Annotated in this window: 17 protein-coding genes and 1 tRNA gene; 15 read left to right on the forward strand and 3 right to left on the reverse strand. The window is 42.2% G+C overall.

What is annotated here, in order from left to right:
- The first annotated feature begins 10 nt into the window (after window positions 1–10).
- On the forward strand, window positions 11–2,989 hold the full coding sequence (locus ACESTK_RS02080) for a glycoside hydrolase family 3 C-terminal domain-containing protein (protein ID WP_373118396.1): 2,979 nt from the start codon (window positions 11–13) through the stop codon (window positions 2,987–2,989).
- Between the two features lie 43 nt (window positions 2,990–3,032).
- Here the strand turns inward: ACESTK_RS02080 and ACESTK_RS02085 are convergent, their stop codons facing one another.
- Window positions 3,033–3,497: a DUF4143 domain-containing protein gene (locus ACESTK_RS02085; protein WP_330608471.1), complete on the reverse strand. Its 465-nt coding sequence runs from the start codon at window positions 3,495–3,497 to the stop codon at window positions 3,033–3,035.
- A 447-nt stretch (window positions 3,498–3,944) separates the two neighbouring features.
- Here ACESTK_RS02085 and eda point away from each other — a divergent pair, with 447 nt between their 5' ends.
- The 4 genes from eda (at window position 3,945) to ACESTK_RS02105 (ending at window position 7,920) form a co-directional block, all read left to right on the forward strand.
- The gene (gene eda, locus ACESTK_RS02090) at window positions 3,945–4,583 is read left to right on the forward strand and encodes a bifunctional 4-hydroxy-2-oxoglutarate aldolase/2-dehydro-3-deoxy-phosphogluconate aldolase (protein WP_195391715.1); all 639 of its coding nucleotides are present in this window, start codon (window positions 3,945–3,947) and stop codon (window positions 4,581–4,583) included.
- Window positions 4,584–4,587: 4 nt separating this feature from the next.
- Window positions 4,588–5,610 (forward strand): sugar kinase, encoded by a 1,023-nt coding sequence (locus ACESTK_RS02095; RefSeq protein WP_373118400.1) that lies wholly within the window; start codon window positions 4,588–4,590, stop codon window positions 5,608–5,610.
- A gap of 207 nt (window positions 5,611–5,817) precedes the next feature.
- The gene (locus ACESTK_RS02100) at window positions 5,818–6,033 is read left to right on the forward strand and encodes a hypothetical protein (protein WP_195391714.1); all 216 of its coding nucleotides are present in this window, start codon (window positions 5,818–5,820) and stop codon (window positions 6,031–6,033) included.
- A 201-nt stretch (window positions 6,034–6,234) separates the two neighbouring features.
- Complete coding sequence (locus ACESTK_RS02105; RefSeq protein ID WP_373118403.1) at window positions 6,235–7,920, forward strand: AAA family ATPase; 1,686 nt, start codon at window positions 6,235–6,237, stop codon at window positions 7,918–7,920.
- Between the two features lie 62 nt (window positions 7,921–7,982).
- On the opposite strand, the gene ACESTK_RS02110 is transcribed toward ACESTK_RS02105, so the two are convergent.
- Window positions 7,983–9,110: a glycerate kinase gene (locus tag ACESTK_RS02110; RefSeq protein WP_373118406.1), complete on the reverse strand. Its 1,128-nt coding sequence runs from the start codon at window positions 9,108–9,110 to the stop codon at window positions 7,983–7,985.
- A 199-nt stretch (window positions 9,111–9,309) separates the two neighbouring features.
- Between ACESTK_RS02110 and ACESTK_RS02115 the strand changes: the two genes are divergently transcribed.
- The 8 genes from ACESTK_RS02115 to ACESTK_RS02150 all read left to right on the forward strand — a co-directional run bounded on the left by ACESTK_RS02115 (window position 9,310) and on the right by ACESTK_RS02150 (window position 15,684).
- Complete coding sequence (locus ACESTK_RS02115; protein WP_118583213.1) at window positions 9,310–10,266, forward strand: ketopantoate reductase family protein; 957 nt, start codon at window positions 9,310–9,312, stop codon at window positions 10,264–10,266.
- Window positions 10,267–10,557: 291 nt separating this feature from the next.
- The gene (locus ACESTK_RS02120) at window positions 10,558–11,058 is read left to right on the forward strand and encodes a DUF3990 domain-containing protein (protein ID WP_373118409.1); all 501 of its coding nucleotides are present in this window, start codon (window positions 10,558–10,560) and stop codon (window positions 11,056–11,058) included.
- The gene (locus tag ACESTK_RS02125) at window positions 11,036–11,677 is read left to right on the forward strand and encodes a helix-turn-helix domain-containing protein (RefSeq protein ID WP_118583215.1); all 642 of its coding nucleotides are present in this window, start codon (window positions 11,036–11,038) and stop codon (window positions 11,675–11,677) included. Before ACESTK_RS02120 ends, ACESTK_RS02125 begins: the two co-directional genes overlap by 23 nt.
- A 513-nt stretch (window positions 11,678–12,190) precedes the next feature.
- Window positions 12,191–13,579, forward strand: a complete 1,389-nt coding sequence (locus ACESTK_RS02130; protein ID WP_373118412.1) for an alanine/glycine:cation symporter family protein — start codon at window positions 12,191–12,193, stop codon at window positions 13,577–13,579.
- Entirely contained in the window at window positions 13,576–13,998 is a 423-nt protein-coding gene (locus ACESTK_RS02135; RefSeq protein WP_195590890.1) for a hypothetical protein, read from the forward strand. The genes ACESTK_RS02130 and ACESTK_RS02135 overlap by 4 nt, the downstream gene beginning before the upstream one ends.
- The gene (locus ACESTK_RS02140; RefSeq protein WP_373118415.1) at window positions 13,995–14,399 is read left to right on the forward strand and encodes a hypothetical protein; all 405 of its coding nucleotides are present in this window, start codon (window positions 13,995–13,997) and stop codon (window positions 14,397–14,399) included. The genes ACESTK_RS02135 and ACESTK_RS02140 overlap by 4 nt, the downstream gene beginning before the upstream one ends.
- A 695-nt stretch (window positions 14,400–15,094) precedes the next feature.
- Complete coding sequence (locus ACESTK_RS02145) at window positions 15,095–15,364, forward strand: type II toxin-antitoxin system Phd/YefM family antitoxin (protein WP_373118572.1); 270 nt, start codon at window positions 15,095–15,097, stop codon at window positions 15,362–15,364.
- Window positions 15,365–15,366: 2 nt separating this feature from the next.
- Window positions 15,367–15,684, forward strand: coding sequence for a type II toxin-antitoxin system RelE/ParE family toxin (locus tag ACESTK_RS02150; protein ID WP_173716955.1), 318 nt, complete (start codon window positions 15,367–15,369; stop codon window positions 15,682–15,684).
- 471 nt (window positions 15,685–16,155) lie between these two features.
- Here ACESTK_RS02150 and ACESTK_RS02155 read toward each other — a convergent pair.
- Window positions 16,156–16,227, reverse strand: a tRNA-Gln gene (locus ACESTK_RS02155).
- A gap of 430 nt (window positions 16,228–16,657) precedes the next feature.
- Between ACESTK_RS02155 and ACESTK_RS02160 the strand changes: the two genes are divergently transcribed.
- Together ACESTK_RS02160 and ACESTK_RS02165 are read left to right on the forward strand one after the other, a co-directional pair.
- Window positions 16,658–18,133: a nicotinate phosphoribosyltransferase gene (locus ACESTK_RS02160; RefSeq protein WP_173719198.1), complete on the forward strand. Its 1,476-nt coding sequence runs from the start codon at window positions 16,658–16,660 to the stop codon at window positions 18,131–18,133.
- Window positions 18,134–18,289: 156 nt separating this feature from the next.
- On the forward strand, window positions 18,290–22,613 hold a 4,324-nt coding region (locus ACESTK_RS02165; protein ID WP_373118418.1), incomplete at its 3' end, for a hypothetical protein.

Genomic DNA, 22,613 nt, shown 5'->3' on the forward strand with positions numbered 1-22,613 from the left:
GGAAAGAACTATGAAAGAGAAGCTGAGAACAATATTTCTTAGCAGCAGTGTGTCCTTGTTGTGTTTTACATCAAAAGTAAGTGCGGCTGGCTTAGAGGTGCAGACAAGTGACGTAATAACGGTAGTAAAAAACTGTATTCCGTATGTGATCGGAATGCTTGCAGTAATTATAATTGCAATTGCAGTTGCTGTTGCTGCAAAAAAACAGGATTTAAAGAAAAAATTTATGATCAGAAAACAGTGCTTATGTGCAGGAATCCTTTCCTTTGTACTGTCCTTTAACTTAATCTGTAACGGACCCCTTAGTACGTTGCTGGATGTGCTTGTAAATCCGGTAAAAGAGGTTTCAGCAGAGACAAAAGAAGAGGCAAATAACCTGATTACAGATATTGCAGGAGAAGGTTCTGTTCTGTTAAAAAATGATGGAACCTTACCCCTTTCTTCCGACGTGAAAAACCTGAATGTATTTGGCTGGGCGTCTACCAATCCGTGTTATGGCGGAACCGGTTCAGGTGCAGTTGATACATCAAACTGCGTATCACTTCTGGATGGAATCCAGGCAGGTGGATATACTTTAAACCAGACTTTAATTGACATGTATACTTCTTACGCGGAAGCGAGGGGCGAAGCTGGAATGACAGCTGTTGATTGGACTTTGCCTGAACCTACAGCAGATTATTATACAGATGAAATTTTGGATGAAGCAAAAGAATTCTCTGATACAGCAGTGATCGTGCTTTCCCGAATTGGTGGCGAGGGAACCGATCTTCCTACTGACTTTGGAGCAAAAGATGCTGAAGGAAATAAAATTTATACATACAATGATAACAGCAGCGAATACAGCGATTTTGAAGAGGGACAGCATTACCTTGAACTTAGCCAGACTGAGAAAAATATGATAGACATTGTGTGTGAAAATTTTGCTCATGTAATTGTGATCTGCAACAGCTCAAATGCAATGGAGCTTGGGTGGGTAGAGAATTACGACCAGATCGGCAGCGTGATCAGTTGCCCAGGCGCTGGAGAAACAGGTTTCGCTGCACTGGGAAAAATCCTTAATGGAGAAGTAAATCCCTCTGGAAAACTGGCTGACACTTATGTATATGATCTGACAGCAACACCTGCATTCAACAATTTTGGTGATTTCACTTATGAAAATATGAATGAATTCGGCTGGGAAGAGGCCAATCCATTCAGCGGTGAGACAAAGCAGAACGATGTAAACTTTGTCAACTATGTTGAGAATATTTATGTTGGCTATAAATTCTATGAAACAGCATATGCAGAAGCGGAAGCTGGAAATATGGATTTTGACTATGATAAAGTAGTTCAGTATCCATTTGGCTATGGTTTATCTTACACCAGTTTTTCCCAGAAAATCGTAGATTCAAGCGAAACAGATGAGGGAATCAAGCTTACTGTCGAAGTTGAGAATACTGGTGATGTGGCAGGAAAAGATGTAGTAGAGGTTTATTATAATCCGCCATATACCAATGGCGGCATTGAAAAGTCAGCTGCTAATCTGATTGACTTTGGAAAAACAGGTGTGTTAAATTCTGGTGAGAAAGAAACTCTGGAGTTTACTATTAACAAGGAAGATATGGCATCTTATGATTATAAGAACGAAGGCTGCTATGTTCTGGATGAAGGCGACTATGAACTGAGTATTCGTTCAGATGCACATACGATTCTGGATACTGTAGAGTATAATGTGCCTGAAACCATCGTTTATGATGAGGACAATGCAAGAGAATCTGATCAGCAGACTGCAACAAATCAGTTTGATTTTGCAGAAGGAGATGGTGTTGTTTATCTGAGCAGAGAAAATGGCTTCGAGAATTACGATGAGGCAACAGCAGCTCCGATTGATTTCACAATGGATGAGGATAGAAAAGCAAATTATCAGAATATCACCAATTATGATATTGATAGTATGAATGATAATTCAGAGGAAATGCCAACTACAGGCGCTGATAATAAAATCAAGCTTGGTGCCCTCAGAGGAAAAGATTATGATGACGAAATGTGGGACAGCCTTTTGGATGAGCTTTCTATTGAGGATATGACCACATTGATTGCAGGCGGTGGTTATCAGACAACTGCAATTGATTCCATTGATAAAGCAGCAACAACGGACAATGATGGTCCGGCAACTATTTACAACAACTATACGGGAGCAACCGGAAGTGCATTTACAACAGAGGTTATGCTTGCAAATACCTGGAATAAGGATATTGCTTATGAAATGGGTAAGAGCGTAGGAAAAGAAGCAGACGAGATGGATGTTTCAGGATGGTATGCACCTGCAATGAATATTCACAGAACTGCTTTTGGCGGAAGAAACTTTGAGTACTATTCAGAGGACAGCGTACTTTCTGGAATTATGGCAGCAAATGAGATCAAAGGTGCTGATGAGTATGGCGTATACAGTTATGTGAAGCATTTTGCCCTGAATGACCAGGAGACAAACCGAATTTACCAGCTTTGCCTGTGGAGTACAGAGCAGGCAATCCGAGAGACTTATTTGAAGGTATTTGAGATTGCTGTAAAAGAAGGTCATACAGGTGCAGTAATGGATGCACATTGTTTTATTGGTGATAAGTGGGTCGGCGCAAGCAGTGAGCTGAATAACACAGTCCTTAGAGATGAGTGGGGCTTCCAGGGCTTTGTTTCTACAGATATGTTTGCTGGATATGGCTATTATGATGCGGATATAGCAATCCGTTCCGGTGTGGACAGTATGTTGAATCCAATGAATTCCCCAGACGCAACTGTAACGGATACACAGAGCGCTACTTCTGTGAATGCAATGCGTAAAGCCTGCCACAACATTTTATATACAGTGGTAAACAGCAGAGCATATAATGAGGAGAATGCATATTTTATGGTTCTTTGGAAGAAGATCCTGATTATGCTCGATGTGTTGGCAGCAGTTATTCTTGTTGTGATTGAGATACTTACAGTGAGAAAATATCGTAAGATCAAATAAAATGTTTTAATAATGATAAGGTCCTGCACCTGTGGAGAAATCTTCAGGGCAGGATCTTTTGTGCTTCCACAGCAGAAGGAATTCGGCAAAATGGGGGAATAATACCCACATCAACATTGTAACCGCGCATGCGAAGCTCATTATAGATGACATTTTCCATAGAATGAGTCTGTTCAAACTGGCGGAAATTGATCCTTGCATTGCGGAGTCCTAAATCTGTAAAATAATATTTTTTCGGCGTTTCGATATATGCTTTTCCCTTAATGTTATAACGACCGGCTGCTTCAATTAGAAAAGAATCTTCAAAATAATCCAGATATTTCTTTATAGTACTGGAAGTTATTTTGGATTTTTTTACTGTTCTGAAGGTGTTTTTCAGTTTTTCATCCATATTGTCTTTTCGGAGATAACCGTTTAGAACGGATTCGAAACAATCCAACATTTGCACTTCGTCCAGGAGAAGATAATACATTTTATCGTCTACAATCTGAGTACGAATGTAAGCCATAAATTTCTCTGGATCTACACCTCCTTGTAGAAGAGATTTTTGGTAATATATGTAAAATCTCTTTTAGAAAGTTCGTGCTTCGCTGAAAGATAGCCAGCCGTTTCGGCAGACTTTTTTCTTCATCTGCAACTGTCATCATACGTTTTCACACAAAGCAAAAGACTATAGTTGCAGGAAACTTGCAAAAAAGAACTGCCAAAATGGAAAAATAACCTAAAATTGAAGGAAATAATTGGTAGTAATTACATATTGCAAATAGAGTATGGTGAGATATATTATAAGCACATCAGATGAATTTTATAATAAAAAAGAAATATCTGCTAAAAAATGGAGGTTATCTGTTAAAAATAAAAAAATGGTATGATGAATTTGATGCGTTCGAAAAACGCTCATGTCTATTGTTAGACAGGATTTTCGTAGTAATTAAGTGGTGAAAAAGGAGAAAGTATGAACACAGTATTGGAAAAAATTAAAAAAATGGGAATTGTACCGGTTGTAGTAATTGAAAATGAGAAAGATGCAGTGTCGCTGGCAGATGCACTTTGTAATGGCGGACTTGCCTGCGCAGAAGTAACTTTCAGAACTGCAGCAGCAGGTGAAGCTATCCACCTCATGAAAGAGGCACATCCAGAAATGCTAGTGGGTGCAGGAACCGTACTCACTGTAGAGCAGGTAGACCGTGCTGTTCAGGCAGGTGCTGAGTTTATTGTAAGCCCTGGTTTTGACCCGGAAATTGTCGATTACTGTATTGAGAAAAAGATTCCGGTGCTTCCAGGCTGCATTACACCATCTGAAGCTGCACGGGCAGTACGCAGAGGTCTTTCTGTAATCAAATTTTTCCCGGCGGAGCAGGCTGGTGGACTGGCATTTATTAAGGCAATGGCAGCACCGTATACTTCCTTAAGTTTTATGCCAACAGGCGGAATCAATCCGGAGAATGTAAAGAAATATCTGGAATACGATCGTATTTTTGCCTGTGGAGGAAGCTGGATGGTAAAAGGCAAACTGATCGCAGAAGGCAGGTTTGACGAAATTGAGAAGCTGACCAGAGAAGCCGCAGAAATCGTAAAGAATATAAGAGGATAATAAAATGGGAAAAAAATTTGATATGCTGGCATTAGGCGAAGTGCTCCTTCGTTTATCACCAGAAGGAAACGAACGTTTAACCCAGGGTACCAGGTTTGAGAAACAGCTGGGTGGGGCAGAATTAAATGTAGCTGTTGGCGCAGCCAACCTGGGGCTTACTGCAGGTATTATCTCCAAGATTCCATCTCATGCCATTGGAAATTATGCGAAAAGGGAGATCAGAAGAAACGGTGTTGACACGGATTACCTGGCTGGAGATAACAGTGCAGATTCCAGACTGGGAATTTACTATTACGAATATAGCGCAGATCCTCGTAAACCGCAGGTGGTTTACGACCGCAAGTATTCTTCTGTAAATAAATTATCTTTAGAAGATTTTCCAGAAGAAATGTATGAAAATACAAGATGCTTCCATACCAGCGGAATCACCTTGGGACTTGGCGGTCCGGTAAGGGAAAATGCTATTGAAATGATGAAAAAATTCAAAGAAAAAGGTGCATTGATCTCATTTGATGTAAATTTCAGGGGGAATTTGTGGACTGGAGATGAGGCAAGAGACTGCATTACAAAGATTTTGCCCATTGTAGATATCTTTTTCTGCTCAGAATCCACAGCTAATCTCACATTTGGAAAAACAGGGGATATAAAAGAAATCCTAAAAAGTTTTTCTGATGAATATGATATTGCTGTAGTTGCAGCAACCCAGAGAATCGTGCACAGTCCCAAGTCTCATACTTTTGGTTCTGTAATCTATGAGAAAAAAACAGACAGCTATTATGAAGAAAAGCCTTATGAGAAAATTGAGGTTGTAGACAGAATCGGAAGCGGAGACGCTTATATTTCCGGTTTCCTGTATGGATTATTAAAGGAGAATGGAAACTGCCAGGCTGCGCTGGAATATGGAAATGCAGCCAGTGCTATGAAAAATACCGTCAGTGGGGATATGTTATGGACAGACCCTCAGGAAATGCAGCAGACAATCGAGATGCATCACAATATAGGGCAGGATTTTGAAATGAAGCGTTAGAGCCTGCTGCTTGCCCGGTACATACATAATAAAAGGCTGTTAATGCTTGTGATAAAAGGGCTGGCTGTATCTGTCGGCTCTTTTTTTCGTAGGTCTAAATTACAGAAAACGATTTTATGTATGTTGTCTGCAGGTAATGATTCGAGGAATACATTGCTGTGAAGCTCATGAATAGAAAGTTTATATGAGTCAGAAAGGGAGGAATTTATGAAAGCTCCTGATTTTTACTTAAATAATTACATTGCTGATGAATTAAGAGCAGCTTTCGATAAAGAAGATGTATGTATCAGTTACAGTGGAGATTATGAACCGGAAACTTTGAATCAGGTTCATAATTCCTGCGAAATTCTTTTTGTAGAAGAAGGGGAAGCGGATCAGGAGATGTATAAGGAGAAGATGGCATCCCGGGTCGGGAGAGAGTAAATGGAGGAGACCATCGGTTGGCAATATTTTGTGGCTACCGGTGGTCTTGTTCTTGTAAAGCATTCAGATGATAGTGTATAATGAAGTAATAATTTAAGGCGTAGCATCAAATTATTACGCTACGCAAACGTAGCCGCAGGCGGAGTTCGCGGTTCCACGAGAATTAATTTGAGACGTAGCATTTGAAAGCGAGGGTGAGGTATGGGACAGGTTATCAGTATTGGAAAACAGGATTATGTTTCTTTAAGAGAAAACCACTATTTTTATATTGATAAAACGGATTTCATCAGGCAGTGGTGGAAAAATGCAGATGATATTACCCTTATTACCCGTCCGAGGAGATTTGGAAAAACACTGAATATGAGTATGCTGAACTGTTTTTTTTCAAGACAGTATGCAGAAAGAGGAGACCTTTTTGAGGGACTTTCCATTTGGGAAGAGGAGAAATATCGCGAGCTGCAGGGAACCTATCCGGTGATTTTTATTAGCTTTGCAGATGTGAAGCAGAATAATTATGAGGATGCGGTTCAGAAGATTAAAAATATTATTGTGGATGTGTATAGACAGCATCGCTATTTGGAACAGCAGGAGTGCTTTTCTGAAAGCGAGAAGCAGAATATATTGTCTGTCACGGAAGAAATGAATGATGTGACAGCACAGGATGCGCTGAAAAATCTCTCCAAATACTTAAAATTATTATATGGAAAAAAGGTTTTGATTTTTCTGGATGAATATGATACGCCCATGCAGGAAGCGTATATACATGGATATTGGGATGAATTTATCGGATTTATGAGGGGGCTTTTTAATGCAGCCTTTAAAACAAATCCTTATCTGGAAAGAGCGGTGATGACTGGGATTACCCGTGTGTCAAAAGAATCCGTATTTTCGGACTTAAATAATCTTGCGGTGATTACGACTACATCAGAGCAGTATGCAGATTGCTTCGGTTTTACAGAAGAAGAGGTCTTTTCAGCCTTAGATGCGTTTGGAATGTCTGAGAAAAAACAGATAGTAAAACAGTGGTATGATGGATTTATTTTTGGTCAGAGGCGGGATATTTACAATCCCTGGTCAATTACGAATTATCTGAAGGAAAAGAAACTAAAGCCATATTGGGCGGCAACAAGTTCTAATGCACTTATCAGCAAATTAATCCAGACGGCTTCGGCTGACATGAAAAAGCAGATGGAAAGGCTTTTAAATGGAGAACTGATTACTGTCAGCTTTGATGAGCAGGGTGTATTCAGCCAGTTAGAGCAGGATGAAAGTGCAATATGGAGTCTGCTTGTGGCAAGTGGGTATTTGAAAGTGGAGGACGTGGAATATCGGGGAATGACGCTGGAGCCATGGTATCATCTGGATATAACAAATCTGGAAACGGTAAGCATGTTTTCTAATATGTTTAAAGGATGGTTTGCTCCGGTAGCATCAAATTATAATGAATTTATCAGAGCCTTACTTGAGGGAAATGTTAAGGCTATGAATCTGTATATGAATGATGTTGCACTTGCAACGTTCAGCAGCTTTGATGTTGGAAAATATGTCTCTGAGAGAACACAACCGGAACGTTTTTACCATGGATTTGTGCTGGGGCTTCTGATAGAAATCAGAGATCGTTATGATGTTCGTTCTAACAGAGAAAGTGGTTTTGGAAGATATGATGTAATGCTGCTTCCCAAGAGCAAGCGGGATAATGCAATTATTTTGGAATTTAAGGTGCGTGAGCCAGATTCGGAAAAAACACTTGAAGATACTGTGGAATCTGCACTCGATCAGATAATAGAGAAAAAATACGATGCAGAGCTTCTGGGACTGGGGATTACACAGGAGCGGATCAGGCATTATGGGTTTGCGTTTGAGGGGAAGAAAGTTTTAATAGGATAAATGGAGAAAAGCGATATAATGGTTTAATTCGGTTTACAGCCAGAATTAAACCATTATATCGCTTAAAGCAGCCGGAAGACCTGCTCGGCAGTGGCTGTCATATTGTTTTTTGCAGTGGCAGGATCCATAGCCTCCGCAAGTGTGCAGACATTTCGTAAAATTGGGAAAAAAGCATCAATTCCCTCTTTATTGCAGGCGGCTGCTTCCTTTGTGACACTTCCGGCAAATGCGATAACCTTTGCATGATACTTTTTTGCCAGCTTTGCCACGCCTACAGGGGCTTTTCCCATGGCTGTCTGAAAATCCAGGCGGCCTTCACCGGTGACTACCACGTCTGCATCAGAAAGTTCCTGCTCCAGTCCTACAGCATTCAAAATCAGTTCGATCCCAGGCGTCAGCGTCGCCCCTAGGTAGGAGAGAAAGGCGAAGCCAAGCCCTCCGGCAGCACCGGCACCAGGGGTATTGCAGTAATCCGTTCCCAGAGCTTGGGAAGTGATTTGCGCAAAATGTGCCATATCTTCATCTAATTGCTTTTTCTGATTTTCTGTCACACCTTTTTGCGGACCGTAAACATATGTGGAACCAATTTCACCGCAAAGAGGGTTATTCACATCGCATGCCACCTGAATATGAGCTTCTCTTAAAAGCGGATTCAGGCCGGAAATATCGATTCTGGAAACCTTCGCCAGTGCCTGTCCGCCTTCGCCTGCATCCACATCATTTTCATCCCAAAAACGTACGCCAAGAGCTTTTAACATACCGATGCCGCCGTCGTTGGTGGCGCTTCCGCCGATTCCAATGATAAAATTGCGGCAACCCTTCTGGAGGGCATGGTTTATCATTTCGCCCACACCGTAGCTGGTAGCAAGAAGAGGATCCTTTGCATCATCTGGAACCAGTGTGATTCCGGCAGCGGAAGCCATTTCCATGACAGCGGTATTGCTGTCTTTCAGATATCCATAATGAGCCTTGACCGGAGTGTGCATGGGTCCGGTGACGGTCAGATCGATCCGCTCTCCGTTCATGTCTTCGATCAAGGCGTCCGTAGTGCCCTCTCCGCCGTCTGCGAGAGGTTTTACGATGACTTCTGCATCCGGCTTTGCCCGAAGAACTCCTTCCCTGATGGCCATTCCGGCTTCTATTGAGCTTAAGCTTCCCTTTAAAGAATCAATTGCGATGACAACCTTCATATGAAAAAATCCCCCAAAAAATAAATGGTAAAATATGTTGCGAAAAGATTCTCAATCTTATGTCTATTTAAAGAATAGACCGCCTGGATTGTGGAGTCAAGTAGAAAAAAGCAAGAATTTTTGTATGGAGTTTTTATCAGATAATGATAAAATAGTAATATCTGTCTAGAAGGGAAAATATACATGGGAGGTTAAGACAATGAAGATAAAAACAGTTGCAGTTCTTGGCGCAGGTGCGGTTGGGTCTTATGTGATATGGGGGCTTTCCAGGCGGAAGGATATCCGGCTGGGAGTTCTTGCAGAGGGTAAGCGTGCGGAGAAATTGAAAAAAGGCTGCACGATCAATGATGAGGTTTATCATCCGGAAGTATGGACACCCCAGGAAGCAAAAGGGATAGACCTGCTGATCGTATCTTTGAAATATGGAGCGCTGCCAGGTGCAATGGACAGCATCCGCCAGGTTACAGGAGAGAATACCACGGTCATGAGTCTTATGAACGGCGTGGACAGTGAGAAATTGATTTCCGATGAAATTGGAGCTTCCCATGTGATCTATTCGGTAATAAAAGTTGCTTCCCATAAAGAGGAAAATGGATATTGTTTTAACCCGGAAACCACCATTGGCATTATTTTCGGAGAGCCTTGCGCACCCTATGACAGTGAACGTGTGCAGGCCATTGAGGCTCTTTTTGCAGATACCGGACTGCATTATCGCTCTACAGAATATATCAGGGAAGAAATGTGGAGCAAATTCCGACTGAATGTATGCAATAATCTGCCCCAGGCAATTCTAGGGGCAGGAGTTGGCTGTTACCAGGACAGCGTTCATATGAAAGCAATCAGCGACGGACTTAGAAGAGAACTGGAAGCCATTGCTTCTGCAAAAGGAATCGATATAAGTAAGGCTGCTGCATCCTCTGGACATGGAAGTGCCGTTCCCCCATCAGCCAGATATTCCACATTGCAGGATCTGGATGCGGGACGCCATACGGAGATTGATATGTTCTCAGGCGCGTTGGTCCGCATGGGGCGGGAACTTGGGATTCCTACGCCGTATAATGAATATACCTACCATATGATAAAAGCTTTGGAAGAGAAAAATGATGGGAAGTTTGACTATAGCAAAGAGGATGGAGAAGTAACCTGTTCCAGGTAAAGAATTACGGCTATTGAGAGGCGCAAAAATGAACGATAAATGGCTTGATTTTGCAATCCGTATTCAAAGCATCGGCTGCACTCTCTTGTATCCACAGAGGCGGCTGGAGTCGAGAAAGCACATGAAGAAAAATGACGACATTATTGCATTTGTTAAAACAAAATGTTCGTAGTTTTTTGAGTGATTATAGAAGAATGGAAGAGACTGGAAATTTGAATTCTGGTCTCTTTTTTTATATCTTCAAATCTGTAACAAGGTGTAAATATTTAGATATGCTCATAGAAGGGAGAATTGGAACCAGAGCAGGTTCGGAACATTATGGACAGCATGATAAGAAAATTGTATGACATGGAACTGGAAGAACAGGGACGGAGCGACTGGCAGAATGGAAGCATTGCAGAAGAGGGGAAAAGATATCTGAAAGAACATTTTTTGCTGGATATTTCAGAATATGATGTGATCATAGGATATCGGGCGGATGATTCTTATTTTTCGTTTGCACAGGATTTTGTGGCAGGGGTAATCTCGTTACAGAAGCTTTCGGAAGCTATGCAGCTTGGGAAACTTGGTGAGCAGATTGTCTTGAAAAGTCCGCAGGCATTTGAAAAAATCCAATATGTAAAAAGTGAACTGGTTGACATGCAGGCGTACTATATAAAGAAAATAGAGCGGGAGCGTGCCGCCAGAAAAGAATATCGAATGAGTAAACGACAGAAAGCAGATTTAAACGAACGGTTTATATTGGATATTATGCGAGAGGAAATGGAAAATGATGATCCACGCTTATTCTGAAGATTATTTGAATAATGCACAAAAAATACTTGGAGATATGATGGATTATGCGGTAAATACGTATGAGTTTTCTCCGAATCAGTTTTATGAGATGTTTCTGGTATCGGATGTGTCAATGCAGTTTCAGACAGGAAATCCGACTTATGTGGCAGGAAAGACCGGGTGTGAACTGGTAAAAGAAGTAATTCGGAAATCAGGTCTGTTGATTCCAGAACTAGAAGATGAAATGTATCTGGATAAATCTCCGGAGTACTGGTGTGGTTGGGCACTGGCCTATTATCAATGGTACACAGGGCGAAGCTTCATGAAAATCTATCATGCGGTCTCAATCGAAGAGATTTTAAACATGTATCCAGTTTATCACGAAATGGATATTTCCAGATTTGTAGAAACCATAAATGAAAAATGGGATCAGTACTATGTGGAAACCAATTTGAAGCGGCTTCGGATGTTATCCGGTCTGTCCCAGAGCGAGCTGGCAAAGAGGAGTGGTGTGGCACTTCGTCAGATCCAGCTTTTTGAACAGCGTCAGAGGGATATCAACCATACAAGGGCGATTGATGTGTTAAGTCTGGCAAGAGAAATCGGCTGTAAAAGTGAAGAACTGCTGGAAATTTAAAAGATGTAGTAATACGAAAAAAGGGGATGTGAAATAAGTCCCCGCGCCGCAACTCTCGGGTTTTCTGTGAACTTTGTTCACAAAAAACACCTCGCGGAATGTTACCAGTGAACCAATGGTATTTAGATAATGCAAACAATACTTGATGAAATTCCATGTTAAACGATGCTGTAGGCTTCAAACATAGTTGAAAGCTTGATTGCCAGTAAATAAACTATTTATTTTCAACGACAAATAAGATGATGTGATTTTATTAAAAGGAAAAGTTTCGCCGGCGGATATGAATATGGCGGTAGAGGAAGCAAGAAAGTTTACACTGGATATATGTGAACAGTTTTGGTAAGGTGAAAGATTTAATTATTTAAAGTTTTTGACTTTAAACCCTAAAAGTACTTGCGTTTAAGGGTTAATATGGGCTATACTATTATGGTATCTGTCCGGGAATCAGGCTGTTGTAGATGACGTGAGCAGCATGTATCCCGGATGTTGTGAGTATGGAAGAGGGTTTAAAGTATGATAGTTACTCTGATTGAGAAAGTATATAGTTTTCTGTGGGGAGATCTGGTGCAGATTCCACTGCCGGGCGGCAGCACTCTGGGGATTTCGCTTCTGATTATATTACTGATTCCTACAGGAATTTATTTTACGGTTCGGACGCGTTTTCTGCCGATTCGCCTGTTCCCGGATATGGTGCAGGCACTGGTTGAGAAGAAACAAGAAAAAAACAGTCTGTCTTCATTTCAGACACTGATCGTTTCGACGGCAACCCGTGTCGGTATGGGAAATCTGGTCGGTGTTGTTGCGGCAATTTCGGCAGGCGGCGCCGGTGCGGTTTTCTGGATGTGGGTGACGGCAATTATCGGTTCATCAACAGCTTTTATAGAAGCGACACTGGCACAGCTTTATAAAGAAAAAGATCCGCTGTACGGAGGTTACCGCGGCGGTCCGGCGTATTATATTCATGCATATGTAGAAGAAAAACAGAAGAAAAAGAGAAACAAAGTGGTGATTTCTGTGTTGTTTGCAGTCTCCGGTCTGATCTGCTGGTGCGGTATCAGTCAAGTGATCAGCAATTCTGTTGTTTCTTCATTTAAAAATGCATTTTCCATTCCGCCGATCTATATGACGGTAGTACTTGTTGCTGTGGCTGCTGTGATAGTGCTTCGTAAAGATGCGACAGTTAAGATCCTGGATATGGTAGTGCCGGTCATGGCGGTATGCTATTTTGCAATCACGATTCTGATCATTGTGATGAATCTTGGAAGTTTGCCGGGTGTTTTTGCAAGAATTTTTGAGGAAGCATTTGGATTCCGACAGGCAGCAGCCGGCGGTTTTGGCGCAGTCCTAATGAATGGAATCAAACGTGGACTGTTTTCGAATGAAGCAGGTTCCGGATCTGCTCCGTGTGCGGCAGCAGCGGCAGAATGTGACCAGCCGGTCAAAGCCGGATTGGTACAGGCGCTCGGGGTATTTGTGGATACGATCGTGATCTGCAGCTGTACAGCATTTATCATGCTGCTTGCGCCGGAAGAAAAAGTTACAGGACTTTCCGGAATGGATCTTCTGCAGACAGCAATGGAACATCATCTTGGCCGTTTTGGTGTGATCTTTATTGCGGCGACGCTGTTTTTATTCAGTTTTTCGACGTTTCTGGGCATCCTTTTTTATGCGAGATGCAATGTTGCATATCTTTTCGGAGATAACTGGGCTTCACAGACTGCATACAAAGTACTGGCGCTTGTGATGCTGTTCATCGGCGGCCTTGCAGCATATACATTTGTGTGGGATCTTGGTGATGTTGGAATCGGACTGATGACGATCTTTAATATCATCATTCTTTACCCACAGGGTGAGAAGGCTCTGAAAGAACTGAAAGAATACGAAAAAGAAAAAAGAAAATGAAAAACACAAAGAGGAAGCATTTGAAACTATGTCTGTTGTTATTGTTTATGGTTCTGGGATGTTTTGCGATAACCAATGTCAGGACGACAACGGTGCAGGCATCATCGCGGACGTTCAAATCAAATGGCAGAACCTATATGGAAAAGCATAATGACAATACACTTAATACGGTATTGTATCAAAAAGTTTCCGGACGTTACAAACAGGTTGCGAAATCGTCAAGATATCTCATCTACAGATTTTCTTATGGAAAGAAATTGTATTTTTCAAGTGCTGACGATGAAGGAACAGGTATTACCTGCACATATACGAAAGGCAAAAATGGATTTAAACTTGAACGAAGCAAGATGGTACTGACAGAACGCAGTGGAAGATATGCAGTCGGATATATCTGTATGATCGTGTATACAATTTTATGATCCCGTTTGTGGATGTTGTTTACGACGGGGATGATTATGAATTTGAAGTTTCCCTTGAGCCAAAGGATCCGTGCTGCTTTGGATTTAAAGTAGTATATCATAACGGTTCATTTTTACTCCTGCAGAATATTGAGTCAATAGACATCTCCTGTGTCCCGGGAATGAAATATATTGAAAACGATGAAGAACTGTATGACCGTGAACCGTTTACGGTAGAAGTTGGAAATACAGAAGACATTGATAAAATCGCAGATATTCTCCGTGAGCTTGGAGACCATTATCTGGAAGAAGATGTAGCATCTATTCCGTTATCACTCACTGCTTATATGAAAGTCACATCTTTTAATCCAGTTGTATATGAAGTTTGCTACATGGATAAAGAAAGAAAACAGAGGACGTAGAAGAGGAGAAACTTCGAAAAGAAGCAGTACAGGAACTTCTGATATACCAGGGGTAATTTTCGAACATTTTTTGGGGATGTGAAAAAACTCAATCGAGTTTTTTCACATCCCCTTTTTTCACGTTCAAATATATCAGAGAAAGGAAAGCACCTGTATATCAGCAGATCAGCGGTACAGGGCAAAGGCGCTAGAGAATGATAAAAGAGGCTGAACGCTATCTGGACTATGCGCGGGTTGATTGGGAGTATAGGAAATGAGCTAAAAGTGATGGAGAAGAGAACAAAAAATATTTTCGAGTAAAGATCAATCGAATACCACCATATTACCCTATAAACGCAGCTTACGACTTTGAAGAGGATGTGTGGGCTTACTCAGACAAGGGAGCAGAAAATAAAGTAAAAGGGCAGTATAAGAAATGTTACGGAAGCCATGTTATAGAAAAAGTTATAGAAGTGTCTAAGGCTGATTTCCGTGGAGACAAAAAAGTTGTGATGTAAGAGAAGAAGAGAAAATTCTATGTTCAATTACTACTGGGGATGTCGAAATGAGGTATTAATCGACATCCCCTTTTGGGGTGCTAGAACAAATGAAGAATTCTAAAATTTATGAATGGAATTGACTAAGAAGTTGAAAGTATAGACATTAAATGATATAATTTTCATATATAACAACAGGAGGTGCGTATTATGTTTGCTATGCAGGAAACTATCAGACCATCAGCGGATTTAAGAAATCATTATAATGAAATCTCAAAGCAGTGCCGTGAGGGAAAAGAAGCTGTTATCATAACTGTAAATGGAAGAGGCGATACAGTGTCTCTGTCCTATGAAGAGTACAAGAACATGAAATCAAGAATAGAATTGCTTGAAATCCTTACTGAAGCAGAAGATGATGTAAAGAATGGTCGCGTTGCGCCAATCAGTGAAACTTTTGATGATTTACGTGCTATGCTGCAGGAGGGCTGAGTTTGAAATACAATGTTGTTCGTACTGATACCGCAGATGCTGGTCTGCGAAAGATTGTATTATATATTGCACAAAATTTCGGCAATGATGTGGCATTGAAAAAGTTAGACGAAATAGAAGATCGTATACGACAGCTGGGAGAAAATCCAGATCTTGGAATTGATCCAAGATACCTGGTATTAAAGCGTCAGGGCTATAAGGTATTGATTCTTGAAAAAGACCTTGTATTTTATAAAGTTAATGAAGCCCGAAAGGAAGTTATTATATATGCTGTCGTAGACCAGAGACAGGATTATTTGAACATTATCCGAGGGCTGTGAGGCAAACGCCGAAATATAACTGACCAAGTAAGTCAATTAAGGTTCGCCTTCGGACAGAAGAATAAGCGGTGGGAGTACTAAAATAGATTTGTGCACTTGAAGCGTGGAAACTGTCTTGATTATGAGGCGAAAATATCACAAAAGTAAACATAATTTTTTGTGCAAAAGGTAGAAAAAGTAGAATTTTGTCGATTTTTAGCCGATTTTCTTCATTTTTCCTGTTTTCAGCACCTTTTGGCAGCAACGTCATTTTAAATTGACCTATAATCGTTCCCAAATTGACCTATCACATCTGAAAACCACCGAAAATGTAGTAAAAATCAGTAAGCCAAATAAGGAAAAAATCGCCTTTCAGAGCCACGAAAAATCGTTTCAGAAAAAATTTTAAAAATCGCGCAAAGCCAGTAACTACGCGGCTTCCGGGACTTTTACGACATGAAAAAAGCACCTCATCTGAGGTGCTCCACTTAGCAGGGCTACAAGGATTCGAACCTTGAAATGACGGAGTCAGAGTCCGTTGCCTTACCATTTGGCGATAGCCCTATGTGTCTTAGCAAGTCGTTTCTCGCTTGCGACATGTTGTATTATATATCAATGCATATATAAAAGTCAACCCCTTTTTTCAAATTTTTTTAAAAATTTATTCAATTTCTGTGAAGCCTTGATTTTTCGGGGAAAAATTAAGATTTCGCTTTTCTTTTTCCTGTGCATTTTGAGATGAATGTGTTATAATCAAGCAAAATATACGGAATCGCATAGGTCGCTGGCGGGAAGCTTTTGGAGTTTTTTTCGACACACTCTAAGGTAGTAGTGCCAGAAACTTTTTTACTTTATAAGAAATTACTTCGCTTTGTTCCTGTGAGTCTATGGTTACCGTATAAAATTTTTATAATTAAACAGCCTGTCTGGAGCCTGTTTAAAATTATTCAGGTAATTGGTTCTCAGACTGGCCTCATTAATAAGGAGAATAAACATGAGAGCAAATAACCTGACTCTGCTCACGGATCTCTATGAACTTACCATGATGCAGGGGTATTTTAAGAACCCAACTGACCAGACTGTCGTATTCGACATGTTTTACCGTGATAACCCATGCGGAGGCGGTTTTGCTATCTGTGCAGGACTGGAGCAGGTAATTGAATATATTGAGAATCTGAGATTTACAGACGCAGATATCGAATATCTTCGCGGTCTTTCCATTTTTGAGGAGGATTTTCTGGAATATCTTCGCTCCTTCCATTTTACCGGCGATATTTATGCCATCCCGGAAGGCACTGTTATTTTCCCAAGAGAGCCAATGGTGAAAGTGGTAGCACCGATTATGGAAGCTCAGCTTGTGGAAACTGCGATTTTGAACATTATGAACCATCAGAGCCTGATTGCTACTAAGGCAGCACGTGTCTGCTATGCGGCGAAAGGTGACGGAATCATGGAGTTCGGTCTTCGCCGTGCCCAGGGACCGGATGCCGGTATTTTTGGAGCCCGTGCAGCTGTGATCGGTGGTTGTGTCGGAACATCCTGTGTGCTTACTGGTCAGATGTTTGACGTGCCAGTGCTTGGAACCCATGCACATTCCTGGATCATGAGCTTCCCGGATGAGTATACTGCATTCAAGACATACGCAAGAATGTACCCGGATGCATGTATCCTTCTGGTAGACACTTACGACGTGCTGAAATCCGGTGTTCCCAATGCAATCCGTGTATTTGAGGAAATGCGGGAGGAAGGCATTGAGCTGAAAAAATATGGTATCCGTATCGACAGCGGTGACCTTGCTTACCTTTCCAAAGAGGCATATAAAATGTTATCGGCAGCTGGTTTTGATGATGCGACCATTTCTGCATCCAGTGACCTTGACGAATATCTGATTGAGAGCCTGAAAGCCCAGGATGCCAAGATCAATTCCTGGGGCGTTGGAACACGTCTGATTACTTCCAATGATAATCCGGCATTTGGTGGTGTATACAAGCTGGCAGCAGTGAAAAATCCTGAGACAGGTGAATTTGTTCCGAAGATCAAGCTTTCTGAGAACACAGCTAAGGTAACAAACCCTGGAAACAAGACAGTATATCGTATTTACAGCAAGTCCACAGGAAAGATTAAAGCTGATTTGATCTGTCTTGCTGACGAGAAGCTGAACCCAGATGAAACTATGGTAGTATTTGACCCGGTTGACACCTGGAAAAAAACTAAGATTCTGGGTGGTACTTACGAGGTTCGTGAGCTTCTGGTTCCGGTTATTAAGGAGGGAAAACGCGTTTATACGTCTCCTTCAGTAATGGAACTTCGCGCAATCTGCCAGAAAGAACAGAGCACTCTCTGGGACGAGTCCAGACGATTCTCCAACCCACAGAAGGTTTATGTGGATCTTTCTCCGAAGCTTTTTGAGGTGAAGAGAGAGCTGATTGAGGAGATGAGCCGTAAGGATCTGGAGTTTGAGGAAGAGTAATTTAATAAGAAAATAAATGGGGCGATGTATCAGCGGAAACGATACATTCGCCCCATTTTTTGTTGAAATTAATCAGAAAAGTGCAGAAAAAAACATAGTGTACAGAATGTAAAAATGGTAAACTGTAGGAAAGGAAATTTTTTACAGGAGGAGTGTATGAAAAAAAGAAAATCCATTGGTCTGTGGGTGGGAGTCTGTCTTCTGTTTCTGGGAATATTTGGCAGTGTAAACGTTTTAGCTGCAGTGACAGAAGGAAAGGCAGGGGAAACACTTACTGGGGAGTATGCAGTGATTATTAATACGGATACATCTGATTCGAGGAGCGCAGGCACACTGATCTTTGATGACAGTGGAAGTACTGCATCCGCTTCAAGTGGAAGTGAGCTTCCCGCAGCTCAAAGCCTGGCCGGACTGAATACAGGGAGCACCAGCTCAGTCACTGCGCTGAATGAAAAAAGCGCCATTTCGTCCGTTGCATCGGCAGATGAGACTGACGATGGTATATCCGTTCAGGCAGCGGTTACCACTTATGCAATAGGAGAAGAGAAATATATTTACAGAAGCAATGGCAGCGGCAAGACCTATATATGCATTGGGATTGGCGAACATTGCTATATCTGGATGGACAAAAATATGAAAGCGGATTATGATGCCGCTGGAAAAACATCTCTCATAGCATCAGACATGGCGAGTATTTATGACAGACAGCCCTATCAAATCCTGAAAACACTGGCAGGAGGCGATCTTCCCTGGGAAGATGGATCCGGCAAGCTCTCTATTGTGCTGGAAACCTTAAGCGGCGCAAGTGGTCAGTTTCAGTATGATGAGGGAATTACAGCAATCCATATCAACACTCCGGCGGCAGCATCCTATGTCTCCGGTGAAATGACCAGAAGAAACGGTCTGCTGGTTCACGAGGGACAGCACGCAGTATTCTGGCTGAAAACAAAATTCAATGCCTCCGAGAAATATATGTGGATAAACGAAGGTCTTGCAGTAACGGTCATGGATTATCTGTGGGGCGGTACGGACACAAATGGCTGGATGAACGGAATTGCAGGAAGTACCGCTATTCGTAACGGCTCTTCCTTGATGTATAAGAGTTATCGCGATGATATTGCCCAGGACTATGGAATGCCATACCTGTTTGTCAGATACGTAATTGACCGTATGGCAGGAAGCTATGAGCCTATGGCTGTGTTGCCGAGATTTTATACAGTAGATGCTTCCTCCCTTACCTGTGAAGCTTATCTGGAGAAGGTAACAGGAATTCCGTTTAAAACACTTCTTTCAGATTTTTATACAGCTGTGGCAGCAGGAGAAGCTTCTGGTGTATACAGTTTTCCAGGTGATCGGATAGCTGCAAAAAAGGCATCTGCATTTCCGGTATTTTCCGGAGACAGTGGCTCAAAATATTCCATTCCGGCAGCTTCCGCGATCCTTGTGAAACTGAAGGATGGAAAATTTACAGTCCCATCTGATGGGGAAAGCGGAATTGTTTATCGTGTAATAGGAAAACGGACTTCATCTGTGAAACCGGCTGGCGGAAATGGTACAAGCAGCAGTCCTTATCAGATTGATTCTCTGGATGATCTGAATTTGATCGAGGAAAATCAGGGCGCATATTATCAGCTGACCTCAGATATTCAGACACAGGGAAGAATTAATTTTACCATCTCTTATTTTGGTGGAACGCTGGACGGAAACGGACATACGATCTATGGATTGAAAAAGCCTTTGATAGCCATGAATCAGGGGAAAATCAGGAATCTGCGCGTAGCTGCAGATTTTAATGATGATATGCAGAACGTGCAGGGCGTCATCACACAGTACAATGAAGGAAATATTGAAGACTGTATGGTGACAGGAACAATCAGCGGATATATGGGCGGAAACGGAGCTGTTGTATATCCGGAATTTGGCGGAATTGCAGGTGAAAATGCACTTGCCGGAATTATTTTTGGCTGTACATCAAAGCTGAATGTTAATTTGACAATGGCTCCTATGAAAAGCTGGGTAGGTGGAATTGCAGGTCTGAACATTGGTACTATAAGCAAGTGTGTCAGCACCGGTACGATTAGTGTTACCCAGACAAACGGAAACGAATATCCGGTCTATGTTGGCGGAATTGCGGGAGAAATCCAGAAGTTTGGGGGCATGGGCGGTGTGCTCAAAGAATGCCTTCATGCAGGAAAAATCACAGTAACTGCGGCAAACAACTGTGTAGGACAGATGTGCGGAACTGCTGCTGATAATGTACTCAGCTCTTCTTACGGTTTAAGCGGACATGTGCTGAACTGTTATGGAAAGAGTGGAGAGGGGAATCTTGTGGGCGGAACTGCTGCTTCCATTGGATCAGGTGGACTTCTCACAGAGGCACAGATGAAAGATTCCAAATCTTACGTGGGTTGGGAGTTTGGAACTGACTGGAAGATTTCAGAGGATGGTTTGCCAGAGCGGGTGGAGAATCCGGAGATTACTTCATTGGAGGTAAAAAACAACTGGACTTCCTGTTACGTGGGAGAAAAACCGTGGTATTGGGGCAGGCTTTTGATAAATGGTACAACTTATTCTGAGATTAAAGCCGATATGATAAGCGGATTTGACAGTTCTGCTGAAGGAACTACTCATGTTTATGTAAAATATAAGGGAAAACAGGTTGTCTATTCAATGGAAGTTGTCGCGCCGAAAACCAGTGATATCAGCAGTATTGTAATATCAGGACAGCCGAAGAAATCTTATGTGGAAGGAGATGTATTCAATCCATCCAGAGCCAGTATGTATGCAACGATTGGTGGCCGTGCAGCTTATATTTACAGTGGATTTACCTATGACAAAACAGGCCCACTGAAAACCTCGGATACTCAGGTTACTTTTGATTACTTCGGAGCAAAAATACCGTGGGCGATTACGGTTGCAGCGAATGCACCAGCAGCTTTGACTATGCTTGCAGCTCCTGATAAACTGAATTATGTAGCTGGAGATAAACTCAATCTGACTGGAGTGAAGCTTCAGATTACATATAGCAATGGAAAAGTATCGCCGGTTATTACAGGGGCTGATCTGAATACTTATGGAATACATTTGGCGCTTGGAAGTGGAAGCGGTTCATCGGCAATTGTTGATAATGGCAGAATAATAGAGTCATCAGATAATGGAAAAGATCTTATTGCTTATGCGTCTGATAAGCTGCCGGGAGAATATGGTGCCGTGATCGCTGTGCTCGGAACAATGAGCGTAACAGAACCATTGGCGATTACAGATACTGAGCTGTACGCAGTTACAGGAACTGGAAAAGAGCAGTGGATATATTCAGGCTTTGTTACTGGTGGAAGTGGTAAGTATGAAACTCAGGTTGTTTCTGAGAATTTACCGGCTGGCTTAACTGTCTTTGCGGTTCCTGGCGGAGGCTCTTATGGAAGTAAATATTTTACTTTTTCCGGAACTGTCACTGCACCAGTGGGAATTTATGAGTCACAGTATAAAATTGTGGATACAGGAACAAAGGCAGTTTTGCCAGTTACAATAAAAATTATAGTTACGGCTTCTAATGAGGCAAGATTTTATAGTTTTGTACTTAACAAGGCGTTTAATTCCCAGTTAAAAGAGGATGTTGTTGGGGAAATTGATAATGAGAACCGTAAGATTACGCTGCGGTTGCCAAAAGGAACTAATGTTACCAGGCTGGCACCGAATATTGATTATGGTTCTGGTACAGGAACAGCGGTGGCAGATGAGTTTACCAGTGGAAGATCTCATGATTTTACAAATCCGGTACAGTATGTTCTGACAGCGCCAGATGGCGTAACGAAGATAACCTATACGGTTACAGTCGTTTTTTATGATGAAACGCAGGGTGGTTCCGGGGAAACTGAGCATACGCATACCTGGGATGCCGGAGTTATAACGAAAGAGGCTACCACTTCAAGTACAGGAATTAAGACATATACTTGTACTGTGTGCCAGAGCAAACGCGAAGAGGAAATTCCGAAGTTGGTTGTTTTACCGACGAATACGCCAGTACCAACGGCAACGCCGACGAACACGCCGGTACCAACGAATACGCCAGTACCGACGAACACACCAATACCAACGGCAACGCCGACGAACACGCCGGTGCCGACGAATACGCCAGTGCCGACAAACACGCCAGTGCCGACGAATACGCCAGTACCGACGAACACGCCAGTACCAACGGCAACGCCGACAAACACGCCGGTACCAACGGCAACGCCGACGAACACGCCGGTACCAACGGCAACGCCGACGAACACGCCAGTGCCGACGAATACGCCAGTACCGACAAACACACCAATACCAACGGCAACGCCGACGAACACGCCGGTACCAACGGCAACGCCGACGAACACGCCAGTACCGACAAACACGCCAGTGCCGACAAACACGCCGGTACCAACGGCAACGCCGACGAACACGCCAGTGCCGACGAATACGCCAGTACCGACAAACACACCAATAC

It is taken from the genome of Ruminococcus sp. Marseille-P328, from assembly GCF_964249465.1.
Taxonomy (GTDB): Bacteria; Bacillota; Clostridia; order Lachnospirales; family Lachnospiraceae; genus Blautia_A; species Blautia_A faecis.

What these genes read in the sequence shown, in the direction of transcription:
- eda (WP_195391715.1), top strand. Translation starts at nt 3,945, where the DNA reads ATGAACACAGTATTGGAAAAAATTAAAAAAATGGGAATTGTACCGGTT.
- ACESTK_RS02140 (WP_373118415.1), top strand. Translation starts at nt 13,995, where the DNA reads ATGATCCCGTTTGTGGATGTTGTTTACGACGGGGATGATTATGAATTT.
- ACESTK_RS02130 (WP_373118412.1), top strand. Translation starts at nt 12,191, where the DNA reads ATGATAGTTACTCTGATTGAGAAAGTATATAGTTTTCTGTGGGGAGAT.
- ACESTK_RS02095 (WP_373118400.1), top strand. Translation starts at nt 4,588, where the DNA reads ATGGGAAAAAAATTTGATATGCTGGCATTAGGCGAAGTGCTCCTTCGT.
- ACESTK_RS02145 (WP_373118572.1), top strand. Translation starts at nt 15,095, where the DNA reads ATGCAGGAAACTATCAGACCATCAGCGGATTTAAGAAATCATTATAAT.
- ACESTK_RS02080 (WP_373118396.1), top strand. Translation starts at nt 11, where the DNA reads ATGAAAGAGAAGCTGAGAACAATATTTCTTAGCAGCAGTGTGTCCTTG.
- ACESTK_RS02160 (WP_173719198.1), top strand. Translation starts at nt 16,658, where the DNA reads ATGAGAGCAAATAACCTGACTCTGCTCACGGATCTCTATGAACTTACC.
- ACESTK_RS02125 (WP_118583215.1), top strand. Translation starts at nt 11,036, where the DNA reads ATGATGATCCACGCTTATTCTGAAGATTATTTGAATAATGCACAAAAA.
- ACESTK_RS02110 (WP_373118406.1), bottom strand. Translation starts at nt 9,110, where the DNA reads ATGAAGGTTGTCATCGCAATTGATTCTTTAAAGGGAAGCTTAAGCTCA.
- ACESTK_RS02135 (WP_195590890.1), top strand. Translation starts at nt 13,576, where the DNA reads ATGAAAAACACAAAGAGGAAGCATTTGAAACTATGTCTGTTGTTATTG.
- ACESTK_RS02115 (WP_118583213.1), top strand. Translation starts at nt 9,310, where the DNA reads ATGAAGATAAAAACAGTTGCAGTTCTTGGCGCAGGTGCGGTTGGGTCT.
- ACESTK_RS02085 (WP_330608471.1), bottom strand. Translation starts at nt 3,497, where the DNA reads ATGGCTTACATTCGTACTCAGATTGTAGACGATAAAATGTATTATCTT.
- ACESTK_RS02105 (WP_373118403.1), top strand. Translation starts at nt 6,235, where the DNA reads ATGGGACAGGTTATCAGTATTGGAAAACAGGATTATGTTTCTTTAAGA.
- ACESTK_RS02100 (WP_195391714.1), top strand. Translation starts at nt 5,818, where the DNA reads ATGAAAGCTCCTGATTTTTACTTAAATAATTACATTGCTGATGAATTA.